General features: G+C 61.8%; 13 protein-coding genes and 1 pseudogene. 6 read left to right on the plus strand and 8 right to left on the minus strand.

Annotated features, from left to right (window positions below; all coding sequences use genetic code 11):
* Positions 1-81 precede the first annotated feature (81 nt).
* Positions 82-1,962, minus strand: a complete 1,881-nt coding sequence (locus FHK92_RS25520; protein WP_181290567.1) for a methyl-accepting chemotaxis protein — start codon at positions 1,960-1,962, stop codon at positions 82-84.
* A 267-nt stretch (positions 1,963-2,229) separates the two neighbouring features.
* Here FHK92_RS25520 and FHK92_RS25525 point away from each other — a divergent pair, with 267 nt between their 5' ends.
* From FHK92_RS25525 to FHK92_RS25535, 3 genes are all read left to right on the plus strand, one after another.
* On the plus strand, positions 2,230-2,730 hold the full coding sequence (locus tag FHK92_RS25525) for a sigma-70 family RNA polymerase sigma factor (protein ID WP_181290568.1): 501 nt from the start codon (positions 2,230-2,232) through the stop codon (positions 2,728-2,730).
* On the plus strand, positions 2,720-3,718 hold the full coding sequence (locus FHK92_RS25530) for a FecR domain-containing protein (protein WP_258232746.1): 999 nt from the start codon (positions 2,720-2,722) through the stop codon (positions 3,716-3,718). Before FHK92_RS25525 ends, FHK92_RS25530 begins: the two co-directional genes overlap by 11 nt.
* Positions 3,719-3,804: 86 nt before the next feature.
* Positions 3,805-6,309 carry a TonB-dependent siderophore receptor gene (locus FHK92_RS25535; protein WP_181290569.1) on the plus strand — a complete coding sequence of 835 codons (2,505 nt, stop codon included), beginning with the start codon at positions 3,805-3,807 and terminating at the stop codon, positions 6,307-6,309.
* A gap of 147 nt (positions 6,310-6,456) precedes the next feature.
* On the opposite strand, the gene FHK92_RS25540 is transcribed toward FHK92_RS25535, so the two are convergent.
* On the minus strand, positions 6,457-7,530 hold the full coding sequence (locus tag FHK92_RS25540; RefSeq protein ID WP_181290570.1) for a fatty acid desaturase: 1,074 nt from the start codon (positions 7,528-7,530) through the stop codon (positions 6,457-6,459).
* A 100-nt stretch (positions 7,531-7,630) separates the two neighbouring features.
* Between FHK92_RS25540 and FHK92_RS25545 the strand changes: the two genes are divergently transcribed.
* Complete coding sequence (locus tag FHK92_RS25545; protein ID WP_181290571.1) at positions 7,631-8,635, plus strand: AraC family transcriptional regulator; 1,005 nt, start codon at positions 7,631-7,633, stop codon at positions 8,633-8,635.
* 185 nt (positions 8,636-8,820) lie between these two features.
* Here FHK92_RS25545 and FHK92_RS25550 read toward each other — a convergent pair whose 3' ends face one another.
* Complete coding sequence (locus FHK92_RS25550; RefSeq protein WP_181290572.1) at positions 8,821-9,507, minus strand: Crp/Fnr family transcriptional regulator; 687 nt, start codon at positions 9,505-9,507, stop codon at positions 8,821-8,823.
* A gap of 87 nt (positions 9,508-9,594) precedes the next feature.
* On the opposite strand from FHK92_RS25550, the gene FHK92_RS25555 reads away from it, so the two are divergent.
* Positions 9,595-10,119, plus strand: a complete 525-nt coding sequence (locus FHK92_RS25555; protein WP_181290573.1) for an Mpo1 family 2-hydroxy fatty acid dioxygenase — start codon at positions 9,595-9,597, stop codon at positions 10,117-10,119.
* Positions 10,120-10,330: 211 nt separating this feature from the next.
* Here FHK92_RS25555 and FHK92_RS25560 read toward each other — a convergent pair whose 3' ends face one another.
* The 5 genes from FHK92_RS25560 to oscA form a co-directional block, all read right to left on the minus strand.
* Positions 10,331-11,320 carry a sulfate/molybdate ABC transporter ATP-binding protein gene (locus FHK92_RS25560; RefSeq protein WP_181290574.1) on the minus strand — a complete coding sequence of 330 codons (990 nt, stop codon included), beginning with the start codon at positions 11,318-11,320 and terminating at the stop codon, positions 10,331-10,333.
* A 3-nt stretch (positions 11,321-11,323) separates the two neighbouring features.
* Complete coding sequence (cysW, locus tag FHK92_RS25565; protein ID WP_024618577.1) at positions 11,324-12,193, minus strand: sulfate ABC transporter permease subunit CysW; 870 nt, start codon at positions 12,191-12,193, stop codon at positions 11,324-11,326.
* Between the two features lie 13 nt (positions 12,194-12,206).
* The gene (cysT, locus tag FHK92_RS25570; protein ID WP_039594204.1) at positions 12,207-13,025 is read right to left on the minus strand and encodes a sulfate ABC transporter permease subunit CysT; all 819 of its coding nucleotides are present in this window, start codon (positions 13,023-13,025) and stop codon (positions 12,207-12,209) included.
* A 155-nt stretch (positions 13,026-13,180) separates the two neighbouring features.
* Positions 13,181-14,194, minus strand: a complete 1,014-nt coding sequence (locus FHK92_RS25575; protein WP_181290575.1) for a sulfate ABC transporter substrate-binding protein — start codon at positions 14,192-14,194, stop codon at positions 13,181-13,183.
* A gap of 133 nt (positions 14,195-14,327) precedes the next feature.
* Positions 14,328-14,510, minus strand: coding sequence for a sulfur starvation response protein OscA (oscA, locus tag FHK92_RS25580; RefSeq protein WP_003186967.1), 183 nt, complete (start codon positions 14,508-14,510; stop codon positions 14,328-14,330).
* Positions 14,511-14,995: 485 nt separating this feature from the next.
* On the opposite strand from oscA, the pseudogene FHK92_RS27955 reads away from it, so the two are divergent.
* A pseudogene (locus FHK92_RS27955) lies at positions 14,996-15,210 on the plus strand (DUF6124 family protein); the annotation flags it as partial.

Genomic DNA, 15,210 nt, shown 5'->3' on the forward strand with positions numbered 1-15,210 from the left:
AAGGTCCGGAGCCACCGCCAATCCCCGGTGGGAGCGAGGTTGCTCCGGGCGGCGATCCGCGATGGCGGTAGCTCGGCTGGGTCAGATCTTGAAGCTGTCCACCAACTGCTTCAACCGATTGGCCTGCTGGGAAAGGGCATCGCAATCCTTCAGGGTTTCGTTGAGGTTGGCGACGCTTTGCTGGTTCAACGTGTTGATATGCGTGACGTCCATGTTGAGAGTTTCCACCACGGCAGTCTGTTCTTCGGTCGCGGCGGCCACGGATTGGTTCATGCCGTCGATTTCGCCGATGCGCTGGGTCACGCTGACCAGGCGCAGGCCGGCCTGGTTCGCCACTTCCACGCTCTCCTCGCTGGAGGCCTGGCTGGCGTTCATCGTGGTCACGGCTTCACGGGAGCCGACTTGCAGCGACGTGATCATCTTATGAATTTCTTCGGCCGATTCCTGGGTGCGATGCGCCAGGTTGCGCACTTCATCGGCCACCACCGCGAAACCACGTCCGGCTTCACCGGCACGGGCCGCTTCGATGGCGGCGTTCAACGCCAGCAGGTTGGTTTGCTGGGAGATGCCCTTGATCACGTCCAGGATGTGCCCGATGTTGTCGGTGCTCGCGTTCAGCGTTTCGATCTGGGTGCACGACAGGCTGATTTTCTGCGACAGCTCGGTCATGGCCTGGATGGTTTTTTCCACCACCTGGCGACCATCGTCCGCTTGCTCGCTGGCGCCGCTGGCGTGTTGCGAAGCATCGGCGGCGTTGCGGGCGATTTCCTGGGTGGCGGCGCCCAACTGATTGATCGCGGCGGCCACGCTGTTGGTGCGTGCGCTCTGCTCATCCGAACCGACGAGCGAGGCGTTGGAAGACGTCATCACCCGTTGCGACAGGTCGTGCACCTGACGTGTGGCGGAAGACACTTCGGCGATCGAAGCATGAATACGTTCCACGAACTGGTTGAACGAACCACCCAATACCGCGAACTCATCCTTGCCCTGCACGACCAAGCGCCGGGTCAGGTCGCCTTCACCCTGCGCGATGTCCTGCATGGCACGGCCCATGGTGGTCAACGGACGCATCAACACCTGGATCAACAAGCTCAACAGCAACGCAATCGCCGCCACCGCGACGAACATCGCGATCAGCGCCGAAGTACGGAACTGGCTCAGCGGCGCGTAGGCCTTGCTCTTGTCGATCGACAGGCCGATGTACCACTCGGCGCCCGGCAAACCGGTCACCGGGGTGAACGAAAGAATGCGGTCCTGCCCGTTCAGCTCGACGTCCTGGATGCCTTTGCCGATGCGCACCGGGGTGCCGGAGTAGATGTCCTTGAGGTTCTTCATCACCTGGTCTTTGTCCGGACTGACGATCACCTGACCGTCGCCGCTGACCAGGAACGCATGGCCGATGCCGCCGAAATCCACGGAGTTGATGATCTTCACCAGGGTTTCCAGGCTCAGGTCACCACCGACAACACCGAGCAGCTCGCCGTTGTGCTTGACCGGCAGGGCAATGGTCACCACCAGGCCGCCAACGGCCGCCGCATAAGGAGGGGTCAGCATGGTTTTATCGGCGGCGACGGCCTGCTTGTACCAAGGACGCTGACGCGGGTCATAACCGTCGGGCATCTTCGCGTCAGGCCGCTGGGTGAACACGCCGTTGTTCTGACCCACGTAGGTGAATTGGAAATTCGAGGTCAGCGCCGGCTGATCGACAAGCCCCGCCAAATCGGCACCCGCCCCCTGATGCGCGATGTTTTGCGCCAGGTTTTCCAAGACCAATATCCGCCCACTCATCCAGTTCTGGACGCTGCTGGCCGTCAAGTCCCCGGATTGCTCGATGGATGACTCCAGGCTGCGGCCGATGGTGTTGCGCTGCAGATAGTCGTTGTAGAGCGTGAACAGGGCAAAAGCCAGAACCACCACACCAGAGGCGGCCAGGAGGATTTTGTGGCTGAACTTTAGATTCATGGTGGGGCTTCTTATGCAGGGGATGGGGGTGCATTCCGGCTGGCAATACCATGTAGCCGCAAGAGCTGGAAATTGGATCAGCTCCATTTTGGTGCACGCATACCTTTCTGTCGGCCAGCCTGTGGAAAAGATTAGGCGGTTGTTCAATTGTCCGACGAGATGATCACCAGGATCTGCGCAAGCCTGCGGCGAACGGTGGTTGCAAATTTGGTGAACGATTATGACAATGCGACCTATTATCATTTGTGACATCAGGCCAACGCGTTCATGTCCTCTCCCCAGTTAGCAGTACAGTCGCTCTACTGCAGCCATCACGGCTGGCTCCATGCATGGCTGCGCAGCCGATTGGGCAATGCAGCCGATGCGGCCGACCTGGCCCAGGATACTTTCGTACGCCTGCTGCAACGCACCGAACGCTTGGAACTCAAGGCACCCCGCGCTTTTCTGCGCACCGTCGCCCAAGGCCTGGTGGTCGACCATTGGCGCCGCGAGGAAATTGAACGCGCCTACCTCGAAAGCATCGCGTACCTGCCAGAAGCACAAACGCCCGGCGCCGAAGCCCAGGCATTGATCCTGGAACTGCTGGAAGCCATCGCGCGCATGCTCGAAGGCCTCAAGCCCAAAGTCCGCAGGGCGTTCCTGCTCGCCCAATGCGAAGGCATGACCTATAAGCAGATTGCCGAGCAGATGGGCATCTCGCTGCGGTCCGTGGAACGTTATGTCGCCGATGCGCTGTATCACTGCTACGTGCTGCGCTATGAAGATTGAGCCGATGGAACAAGCCGCGCGGGCTCGCGGCCCTTCGCAGCAAGTGGTCAAGCAAGCGATCCACTGGCTGCTGCGCCTGCGCAACCATGCCGCCAACCCGACACTGCGCCAACAGTGCGATGCCTGGCGCATCGCCCACCACGATCATGAATTGGCCTGGCAACGGGTGCAGTCGCTGCACAGCGAATTGACGGCCAACCTTCGAGCCGTACCCGGCGCCCACATCGCCCTCGACACTCTCGAAACCAGCGCCCAGCGGCTCGGTCGGCGCCAGGCGTTGAAACTGTTGTCCGGCGTCGCCGTGGTGGGTGCCGCCGCGTGGCTGGGCAAGGACCTGGGCTGGCAGCCCTGGAATGCCGACTTCGCCACTGCCACGGGCGAACGGCGCGGTTTCCAATTGCCGGACGGCACACGGCTTGAACTCAACACCCATAGCGCAGCCGATCTCGACTACACGGCAAGCCAACGCCTGATCACGTTGGCGCGCGGCGAAATCATGGTCACCTGTGGCCGCGATCCCGGACGCCCGCTGCTGGTGAAAAGCCGCGAGGGTTTGTTCGAAGGGCTGGAGGGGCGCTTCGTCGTACGCCAGGACAGCGGCTGCACGCGCCTGAGCGTCACCAGCGGGCGGGTCGCCATTCGCTCGCACCAAGGCATCGACGGCGCGCCGATCCAAGTGGAGGCAGGGCAAAGCTACCTCGTCAGCTCATCGACCGCGACGTTGGCGCCGTCCGTGGACATGGATGCAGGCGCGTGGGCGGACGGCTTGATCGTCACGCGAAACATGCGCCTGGAAGACTTCCTCAACGAGGTCGGCCGCTACCGCCGGGGCTATCTGAAATGCGCCGCCTCGGTTGTGGACCTGCGCTTGTCCGGCGTCTTCCGCCTGGACGACATCGACAAGATGCTGGCGGTGCTCCCGCGCACGCTGCCCGTGCAATTGCGTTATCGAACCCGCTGGTGGCTGACAGTGGAACGTCCGGCCTGATTTTTTTTGGCGGGTTTTGCGAAGGCGTCCGGCTAGGACAGTAAGCAACGCTTATCTGCCTTCAGCGACTCCAACGGAAACCCATAATGACTGAGCGCGTAACCCTCAAGACCTCCTTCGGCTGTTCACCGCAAACCAGCCTCTTGCGCCAAGCCGTCCGCGCCGCGCTGCTGAGCACGGCGCTGGCCGTCAGCGCTGTGCCGATGCTGGCCATCGCCGCGCAGGATGGCGTCACCGCCAGCCGCCAGAGCTACAACATCGCCGCAGGCCCATTGAGCGAGGTGCTGAACCAGTTCGCGCGCCAGGCCGGGATTACCCTGGCGAGCACTCCAGAACAAACCGCAGGCCGCCAATCGCCGGGGCTCAAAGGTGAGTATTCGACGGACCAGGCCTTGGACCAGTTGCTCAACGGCTCGGGGCTGATTGCGGTCGGCCAGGAAGGCAGCGGCTACGTGTTGCAGGCCCAAGCCGCAGATAGCGCGCTGGCGCTGCCGACCACCGACGTCAAGGGCTTCGCCCTGGGCAACGCCTTGGGCAGCATGGAAGGCTACAACGCCACCCACAGCCAGATTGCGACCAAAACCAGCACCGCCCTGCGGGAGACGTCGCAAAGCGTATCGGTGGTGACGCGCGAGCAAATGGACGACCAAGGCGCGCAGACCGTGTCCCAGGCCATGCGCTACACACCCGGCGTGCTGACCAACCCCTACGGCGCGACTCATCGCTACGACTACGTGGCCATGCGTGGTTTCAACGACGGCTCGGTGGACAACATCTACCTCGACGGCCTCAAATCCATGGGCGACAGCGGCACCTACAGCTCCATGCAGGTGGATCCGTATTTCCTCGAGCGGGTCGACATCCTCAAAGGCCCATCATCGGTGCTGTATGGCCGTAGTTCTCCGGGCGGCCTGGTGGCGCTCACCAGCAAGAAGCCACTTTACGAGGCTTACCATCAGGTCCAGGCCACCGTCGGCACCCAAGGGCAGCGCGGCGTCGGCTTCGATTTCAGCGGGCCGGTGGACGATGAAAAACGCATCGCCTATCGCCTGATCGGCCTGGCGGACACCTCCGACACCCAGTTCGATCACAACAAGGAAAAGCGCTTCACCCTGGCGCCAACGGTCAGCATCGACTTCACCGAGGACACCTCGCTGACCCTGCAAGCCTACCTGCAGCACGAACCCGACGGCGGCTACCATGGCGGCGTACCGGCCGACGGCGCGCTGCACCCGCGCAATGGCCGACGGATCTCGGAAAACTTCTTCGAAGGCGAGCCCGGCGTCGACGTATACGAGCGGGACCAGCAATCGTTCGGCTATCAATTCGAACACCGCTTCAACGATATCTTCACCGCCCGGCAGAACTTTCGCTACCTGGATTCCGACGTCACCAACAATCAGGTCTACGCCTTCGGCTGGACCAGCCCCACCAGTAACGAGTTGAACCGTTATTACACCGGCGCCAACGAGAATCTGCATTCATTCATCGTCGACAACATGCTGCAGGCCGAATTCTTCACTGGCGCGACCAAGCACACGGTGCTGATGGGCGCCGACTATCAGCGGCGCAAAACCGTGGTGGACTGGACCAGCGGCAGCCTTGCTCCGATCAACGCCTTCGACCCGGTGTATGGCAACTCGGCCATCAGCGGTAGCGCTGACACCAGCTATCTGCGCCGCCTGGAGCAGACCGGTGTCTACCTGCAAGACCTGATCGAAATGGACAAGTGGCGCTTCTCCCTGGGCCTGCGCCAGGACTGGGTTGAGACGTCGAATGAAAATCGCATCGCCGAGTTTGAGCGCCCGGAAGGCACCGAGATCAACGACAAACGCACCAAGCTCACCGGGCGCGTCGGGGCGCTGTACCTGTTCGACAACGGCCTGGCGCCGTACATCAGCTATTCCGAGTCGTTCAACCCCAACTCCTACGCCGACAGCGCCGGCAACCCATTGCCGCCCACCGACGGCAAGCAATGGGAACTGGGCCTGAAATACCAGCCGCCAGGCACCGACGATTTGTATACCGCCTCGCTGTTCCGCATCGACCAGGAAAACCTCGCGACCAAGCAGCCCCAGGACGACTTCTATCGCGCCGTCGGTGCCGTTCGCTCCCAGGGCTTGGAACTGGAAGCGCATGTGCAATTGACCGAGCAGTTCAAAGTGCTGGGCAGCTACACCTTCACCGATATTGAGTACTCGAAGTCGATGGTCAGCGACCTGAGCACGCCCACCCAGATCATCGAAAACAAAGGCAACTCACCGACCCAGGCCCCGCGTCACATGGCCTCGGTGTGGGCCGATTACAAGTTCGACAGCGGCACGCTCGATGGCCTGCGGCTGGGCGGCGGCGTGCGCTATGTCGGCTACAGCTGGGTCGATGCGGAGAACACCATGAAGGTGCCTTCGTACACGCTGTTCGATGCGTCGGTGGGGTATGACCTGGGCAAGGTCGGCTTGAAGGGCGTTGATGTACGCCTGAACGCCAACAACCTGACCAACGAAACCTACGTCGCCTCGTGCGCCAGCCTGAACTTCTGCTACATGGGCGAAGAGCGCAACGTGGCGGCTACCGTGAGTTATCAGTTCTGACTGGTTCTCAGACCTGACTCATTCCCCGTGGCGAGGGAGCTTGCTCCCGCTGGGTCGCGTAGCGGCCCTGATTTTGGGGGCTGCTACGCAGCCCAGCGGGAGCAAGCTCCCTCGCCACGGGTTTACCTTCGCTCATAAAGGGAGCGATCAGGCCTGAACCGTCGCTACCTTTTCCCTCGCAACGCCGTCCTCACCCGCAAACCGATTTGCCCGCCCAAACGTGCCGAAATCATTGAACCGCACGCCCATCTCCCGCATCACCTGATGCGCCACCGGCACCGTCATCTGCCGAATATAAAACGGCTCCTTCACCACGAAATGATGGATGCCATGGCTGCTGCCGAAATTGAAGCAGAACGCCTGCAGCGGCCATAACCACCAAGGGTTCAACACCTGAGTCTGCTGGATGACATTGCCCGGCTCGATGTCGCCGTAGTAGTGCATGTTCGAGCTCACGAAGTGCAAGCAAAAGGTGCGCAGCACATTCGGGCCGATGATCACCACCGCGGCGATATCGATGATATGCATCGTCGCCAGGGTGCTCGTTGACCAATCAATGGAAGTGCCCAACAGCCCAGCCACCGCGTTGATCCCATGGAAACCGAGGAACACGTACCAGGCGCCCCAGTGCAACAGCGCCAGCGGGAAGTACACCTTCAGGGTGCGCTTGAGGATGCTGCGCTTGTGCGCCCAGGTCTTGGCTCGCAGCAGGCGGATGAACGCCGACATCACGTTGTCACCCACCATCAGCAAGCGCGCCAGCCCCCACGGTTCGCCGTTGGTGATGGCGCGCTCTTCCATGTCTGCTTCGCTGCCGGACACCTTGTGATGGTTGAGGTGCAGATGGCGGCGGATCCACGGGTTGATGGTGCTCGGCCGCGCCAGCCAGACCAAACCCATCATCAGATTGTGGGGCAGGCGCTGCTTGCGAAAGTACATGCTGTGGATCAGGTCATGCTCCAGCTCGTGGGTCAGCGAGGCGAAAAACGCGTTGAGCAGCAGGCAGGCCCAACCGGCCAGCTCGCCGTTGATGTAAAGCAGCGCCGAACCGATCATCCCCGCCAGGGCGAACGCCAGGATGCCCGCGCCCAACGCGTCCTGGTGCCGCAGGATCGGGTAGCGCCGACGCAATTCATCGCCCCGGGCCAGGACAACCTGGCGAATGTGGGCGGCTCGCTGCTGTGCATTCAATCGCTCGGGGCTTGCGCAAGTGCCGTGCATGGCTTACATCCTCTGTTAACGATGTGCTCATCCTGCCGGGCGTTGTCCCATCGGGTGATAGCCGTAAACGCCAACCTGTTGACCGCAAGCGCCAATCGCCATGACCGAACCCACCTCCCTCGCCAGCTGGACCCGCGCCCTGCGCAAGCAGCTCGATGCCTTGGGCCTGGACAGCCAGGCCTTGTGCGTGGAAGCGGGCCTGGACCCAGCGCTGATGGACGACCCGAACGCCCGCTACCCGCTCTCGGCCACCACACGCTTGTGGACGCTGGCGGTGCAGGCCAGCGGCGACCCGGCGATCGGCCTGCGCGTGTCGCGCTTCGTCAGCCCCACCACGTTCCATGCGCTGGGCTACGCCCTGGTGGCCAGCGGCAGTTTGCGCGAGGTATTCGAGCGGATCGTGCGGTATCACCCGGTGGTCAGCGATGCGCTGACCTTGCAACTGAGCCGCGGCGAAGACCGCTATCGCTTCAGCCTCGATGTACCGGCGGGACGCCCTGCCCCCGCCTTCGAAGCCATCGACGCGTTTGCCGCGATCTATGTGCGCACCTGCCGCAACCGGCTGGGCCGCGACTACGCACCGCTGGCGGTCTACCTGCGCCGCCCGGAACCGTCGGACGCCAGCCCATGGCACAAAGTCTTTCGTGCGCCCGTGCATTTCGCCGCCAACCAGGATTGCCTGGAATTCAGCCTCGTGGATTTCGACAGCCACCTGGACGACGCCAACCCGGAACTGGCCGAACACAACGAAACCGTGCTCAAGCGCACCCTCGCCCAGCTCCAGCCACTGACCTGGGAGCGCAAGGTCCGCGCCGCCATCGAAGCCCAATTGCCCGAAGGCGAACCCAGCGCCGAACGCATCGCCCAGGCGATGCACCTGAGCCTGCGCAGCCTGCAGCGACACCTGGCCGACGAAGGCTGCCGCTTCGACGCGCTGCTCAACGAATGCCGGGAGAATCTGGCGCTGCTACACCTGCGCGATCCGCAGTGCTCGCTGAGCGAGGTCAGCTATCTGCTGGGTTTCGCCGACACCAGCAGCTTCAGCCGCGCATTCAAGCGCTGGACGGGCATGACGCCGGGGCAGTTTCGGGATGGGTTGCGGTAGGGATTTGCAGTGCCTCGGCTGGCCCTATCGCGAGCAAGCTCGCTCCCACATGGGGAACGGTGTGAACACGATTTATGCGACAACACCAAACTCTGTGGGAGCTTGCTCGCGATGGACTTCGCCCGGACAACACAGAACGCGTGGCGAGGGAGCTTGCTCCCTCGCCACGGATGCCGGGTCGGATTTCAGATTGTGGTCAACGCCCGCAACCGTTCGATGTCGACGATCTCGATTTCGCCATAACCAAGATGAAGAATGCCCTGCCCTTGCAAATCCTTGAGGATCTGGTTGGTGGTCTGGCGCGACAGGGAAAGCATCAGCGCCAGTTGTTCCTGGGGCAGTTGCAAGACCCGGCGCGCCGGGTCGATTTCGCCGTAGCCTTCGGCGATCATCAGCAGGCGGTGGGCCAAGCGGGCCGGGGCGGGCATCAGGCTCAGGTGTTCGAGATTGATGAAGGTCAGGCGCAGTTTGTGGCTCATCAACAAGGCAAGGTGGCGCCAATAGAGGGGTTGGTCTTCCAGAAAGGCCAATAGCGCAGCCTGCGGCAAATGCAGCAACGAACATTGCCCGACACCCACCGCATCATGGGTGCGCGGCTGCCCATCGAACAGGCAGATTTCACCGAACCAATGAGGCGACTCCACCACGCTCAGCAGCGCTTCCTTGCCCTGCTCGCTGACCGCGCCGATGCGCACCGCCCCTTCGAGCACCGCGTACAAGCCACACGGTGGATCGCCGCGCTGGAACAGCCGTTGCCCCGGTGCCAGGCGGCGCACCCGCGACATACCCAGCAGGCTATCCTGAAACTCGGCGGGCAAATGGCTGTACCAATGTCCGTTCAGCAGATGCGTGTGCCAGGGGTGCGAATTCATGGAAACTCCGGGACAAGTGTCGGCTAGCTGACAGAGCGCCTGGTGAAACGTGGTCATCATGCAGGCATCACCTCAGGAGGAACAACAATGAAAAGCCTCGTCGATCACCTCAGTCAATACGCGGCCTACCACCGCGACCCGCGCAACATCGCCAGCCACTTCATTGGCATCCCGCTGATCTTCGTCGCCGTCGCCGTGTTGCTGTCACGGCCGGGATGGCCGGTGGGTGCGGTCCTGGTTTCTCCCGCGCTGCTGGTGGCCTTGGCGAGTGCCTGGTTCTATTTGCGCCTGGAACTGCGCCTGGGTGTGGTGATGACGGCGCTGCTGGGGCTCGCCGTCTGGCTGGGTCAGGCACTCGCCGCGCAGAGCACAGCGATCTGGTTGTCCAGCGGACTGGGCATGTTCGTGGTGGGCTGGGTAGTCCAGTTTGTCGGTCATTACTACGAAGGGCGAAAACCGGCGTTTGTCGATGACCTCACCGGGCTCATCGTCGGGCCGTTGTTCGTGGTGGTCGAGGCGGGCTTTCTGCTGGGGCTTCGCGGTGACCTGAAACGCGCCATCGAAGAGCGCGCCGGGCCGGTGGCGTTGCGTAACCAGCGCTCGGTGGCCTGAAAGCTACGCAATGCTGATAGCGGTGGGATACCTCTGTGGGAGCGAGCTTGCTCGCGATTGCGTTCGGCCAGTCACCGATGTATCGACTGATCCACCGCTATCGCGAGCAAGCTCGCTCCCACAATGGATCTCCATAGGCACACAAATATTGTGATCACTGAAGTTCTCCTGTGGGAGCGAGCCTGCTCCGGGCGGCGTTCCGACGACGCTGTTAAAGGTTTGAGACCTTCTGCCAGACCTTAGGCTTGAAGAACAACGTCTCGCCCTTCGCCAACCCCACCAGGCTGTCGTGGTCCTTCACCACTTCGGCTTCGATCAGTTCGCTCTGGCCTTCCACTTTCAGAGTCACCCGAGTGGTGGCGCCCAACGGACGGATGTCGCGCACTTCGGCGGCGTGATGGTCTTCCAGTTCCGAGCGCGACAGCGACACTTCGTGAGGACGGAACAGCACATGCCGGTCCTCACCCAGATGCAGGCGGTTTGAGTCGCCAAGGAAGTGATAGACGAAATCGCTGGCCGGGTTTTCGTAGACATCCCCCGGCGAGCCGATCTGCTCGATCACGCCCTTGTTCATCACCACGATGCGGTCGGCGACTTCCATGGCCTCTTCCTGATCGTGGGTCACGAAGACTGAAGTCAGGTTGATGTCCTCGTGCAGACGCGCCAGCCAGCGGCGCAGTTCCTTGCGGACCTTGGCGTCGAGGGCGCCGAACGGTTCGTCCAGCAACAGCACCTTGGGCTCCACCGCCAAGGCGCGGGCCAGGGCGATGCGCTGGCGCTGGCCGCCGGACAGCTGCTCGGGATAGCGGTCGGCGAGCCAGTCCAGTTGCACCATGTTCAGCAGCTCGTGGACCTTGGTCGCGATCTGGCTTTCGCTCGGGCGCTGGCCCTTGGGTTTCATGCGCAGGCCGAAGGCGACGTTGTCGAACACCGTCATGTGGCGGAACAACGCGTAGTGCTGGAACACGAACCCGACGTTGCGATCACGCACGTCGTGGCCGGAAACATCCTCGCCGTGGAAGACGATATTGCCTTGGTCCGGGGTTTCGAGGCCGGCGATGATCCGCAGCAACGTGGTCTTGCCGCAACCTGATGGCCCGAGTAGCGCCACCAGCTCGCCGCTCTGGATGTCCAGGCTGATGTCGTCCAGGGCCCTGAAGGCGTTGAAATTCTTGCTGACGTTACGGACTTCGATCGACATGACTTATTCCTCCGCGGCGCTGGCGCGCAGGCGGTTGATTCGGTTTTCGCTCCACTGCTTGAGCAGCAGGATGAAGAGCGCCAGGATCAGCAACAGGCTCGCCACGGCGAACGCGGCCACGTGGTTGTATTCGTTGTAGAGGATCTCGACGTGCAGCGGCAGGGTGTTGGTCACCCCGCGAATGTGCCCGGAGACCACCGACACCGCGCCGAACTCGCCCATGGCCCGGGCGGTACACAGCACCACGCCATAGATCAGGCCCCACTTGATGTTCGGCACGGTGACGTGCCAGAACATCTGCCAGCCATTGGCGCCCAGCAGGCGCGCGGCCTCTTCTTCCTGGGTGCCTTGTTCCTGCATCAGCGGGATCAACTCACGGGCCACGAACGGCACCGTAACGAAGATCGTCGCCAGGACGATGCCCGGCAGCGCGAACACGATCTGGATGTCGTGATCCGACAGCCACGGCCCGAACAGGCCCTGGGCGCCGAACATCAGCACGTAGACCAGGCCCGCGATCACCGGCGACACCGAGAACGGTAGGTCGATCAGCGTCACCAGCATGCTCTTGCCACGGAATGAATATTTGCTCACGCACCACGCGGCACTGACGCCGAACACCAGGTTCAGCGGCACCGAGATCAGCACGGCGATCACCGTGAGCTTCAACGCCGACAGCGCGTCGGGTTCGAAGATCGCCGTGAAGAACGCCCCCAGCCCGAGCTTCAGTCCCTGGGAAACGACGATGAACAACGGCAACAGCAGAAACAGCGCAAAAATCAGCCAGCCGAGGCCGATCAGCACCCGCCGCGACGTCGCACTGCCGCGACGGGCGGCATTGGTGGAGGCAGCGGAAATAGACGATTGGGACATGGTTCGCGCCTCCTTATGGGGTTTCGATGCGCCGCTGCAGCAAGTTGATCAGCAGCAACAGGACGAAGGAAACCACCAGCATCAGCACGCCGATGGAAGTGGCGCCGGTGTAGTCGTATTGGTCGAGCTTGACCATGATCAGCAGCGGCAGGATCTCTGTCTTCATCGGCATGTTGCCGGCGATGAAAATCACCGAACCGTACTCGCCTACGCCCCGGGCAAAGGCCAGGGCAAAACCGGTCAGCCAGGCCGGCAGCAGCGCCGGCATCAGGATATGGCGGAACACTTGCCACGGTTTCGCGCCAAGGCACGCGGCGGCCTCTTCGACTTCACGGGGAATGTCGGCCAGCACCGGCTGCACCGTGCGCACCACGAACGGCAGCGTCACGAAGGTCAATGCCAGGGTGATGCCCAGCGGGGTGTAGGCAATCTTGAAGCCCAGGTCGGTGGCGAATTGGCCGACCAGGCCAGTCGGCGCGTACAACGCCGTCAGGGCGATACCGGCCACGGCGGTGGGCAGCGCGAATGGCAGGTCGATCATCGCGTCGATGATCTTGCGGCCGGGGAAGGTGTAGCGCACCAGCACCCAGGCCAGCAGCGTGCCTATCACACCGTTGATGATCGCGGCGTACAGCGCGGTGCCGAAGCTGAGCTTCAACGCAGCCAGCACCCGCGGCGCCGAGATGATCGCCCAGAACTGTTCCCAGGTGAGTTGGGCGGCGTGCACGAACATCGCCGCCAGCGGTATGAGCACAATCAGACTGAGGTACACCAGGGTGTAGCCCAGCGTCAGCCCGAAGCCGGGTATGACGGGGGATATGCGACGCGACATAAAGGTCCTTGGTTGAGAACGCACTTACCGTGGCGAGGGAGCTTGCTCCCGCTGGGCTACGAAGTAGCCCCAGAAATTCTGGGAGCGCTTCGCACTCCAGCGGGAGCAAGCTCCCTCGCCACAATGAATTACGGCCTGGATCCGACTAGCCCAGCTTACTGCGCCTGATAGATCTGGTCGAACACGCCGCCATCGTTGAAGAATTTCGGCTGGGCAGACTTCCAGCCGCCGAAGTCCTTGTCGATGGTCACCAGCTCCACTTTCGGGAACTGCCGGGAATACTTGGCGGCTACATCCTTGTCACGCGGACGATAGAAGTTCTTCGCGGCGATTTCCTGGCCGGCCGGGCTGTACAGGTGCTTGAGGTACGCTTCGGCGATCTCGGCATTGCCCTTTTTCTCGGCGTTCTTGTCCACCACCGCCACCGGCGGTTCGGCGAGAATCGACAGCGACGGCACGACGATGTCGAACTTGTCGGCGCCACCCTCTTCTTTCAGCGCCAGGAAGGCTTCGTTTTCCCAGGCCAGCAACACGTCACCCTGGCCGTTGTTGACGAAGGTAATGGTCGAGCCACGGGCGCCGGTGTCGAGGATCGGCACGTGCTTGAACAGTGCTTGCACGTATTCCTTGGCCTTGGCCTCGTCGCCGCCGTTGGCTTTCAGGCCGTAGGCCCAGGCGGCGAGGAAATTCCAGCGAGCGCCGCCGGAGGTTTTCGGGTTCGGCGTGATGACCGACACATCATTCTTGATCAGGTCGCCCCAATCCTTGATGCCCTTGGGGTTGCCCTTGCGCACCAGGAACACGATGGTCGAGGTGTAAGGCGTGCTGGCGTCCGGCAGGCGTGTTTGCCAGTCGGCTGGCAGGGATTTGCCCAGCTTGGCGATTTCGTCGATATCGCCGGCCAGGGCCAGGGTCACGACGTCGGCGCGCAGGCCATCGATCACCGCCCGGCCTTGCTTGCCCGAGCCGCCGTGGGATTGCTGGATCTTCACGCTGTCGTCCGGATGTGCTTTCTTCCAGAAATTGACGAATTCGGCGTTGTAGTCCTGGTACAGCTCGCGAGTCGGGTCATAGGACACGTTGAGCAGCTCGTAATCCTTGGCGACGGCGGAACCTGCAAAAACAGCGCTGGCCAGGGCGGCCAAGGCATAACGGCGAATTGACGACATGGTGAAAGCTCCTGGAATTCTGGTTTTTATGGCTTCTGGAAATCGAGTGGCTTGTAGAAAAGATCGCAGCCTTCGGCAGCTCCTACGCCAAGCCCCCCTGCAGGAGCTGCTGAAGGCTGCGATCTTTTGTTTTTCAAGACGGCTTATGACTGGGTTGCTGCAGGCGGAATTTTTCCTTGCGTTCGATCTGGACCACCTGGGCGTTGTGCACGGTGATTTCCACCGCGCCAAAGCGCAGATCGCGCAACGCGCTCTGGATCTCGCGCAAGATGGTTGCTTCGTCCTGGCCGTCAACGCTACGTAGGGATGCGCTCATGCTGCTGCTCCTTTGAATGATTGCCTGGCAGTGGGCGGCACTGCTTGCGGCGTGGGAGCAATACTAGATAAAGCGAGATATTCTTAAAAAGACTATTTAAGAATTTTTATATAACCAAAATAACGTTTGGATTTTGGCGTCCTACAACGAGCGCGATGGCGGGTCTTTTTCCCTGCCGTGTCGTCGGAGATTTCCTTCAAGACGTGTTGCCGTTGATGAACTAGGCAGCACCGCCGAGCACCGCTAACCTCTGATCGTCATCGCAAAAAACGGTGACACGGACGTGCAAGTCCGCTCCAGGTGCATTCGGTTATGGCTATTCGTCGAGCATTTTTTTATGCTCGCCGACTGTTATGGCGGCTGCGCGTGGGAGACCTTCGGGTCTGCCGGGTTCCTGGACCGGTCTTGCACACCTACGTACAGCTGCCACCCATTTTTCGACGTGCAATCGGAGGGTGCCGGCGTCATTTCCAGGAATTTTCGTTATGTTCAAAGTAACTCCGAATCCACCGCAAAAAGAACACAAATCCCGCGTCGAAAAGCTCGAAGAAAAACGCCTCGAAGACGCTACCAACCGCGCCCTCGACTACTACCTAAAGCCCCAACCCGCCACGCCGCCGGAACCCGACAAAGACCAGCTCTTCATCGTCTCCCCGCACATCGACACCGAAACCCTGCTCGCCAACGCCTCCGAAGACCT

This window comes from Pseudomonas brassicacearum subsp. neoaurantiaca (genome assembly GCF_013608025.1).
In the GTDB taxonomy this organism is placed as follows: Bacteria; Pseudomonadota; Gammaproteobacteria; order Pseudomonadales; family Pseudomonadaceae; genus Aquipseudomonas.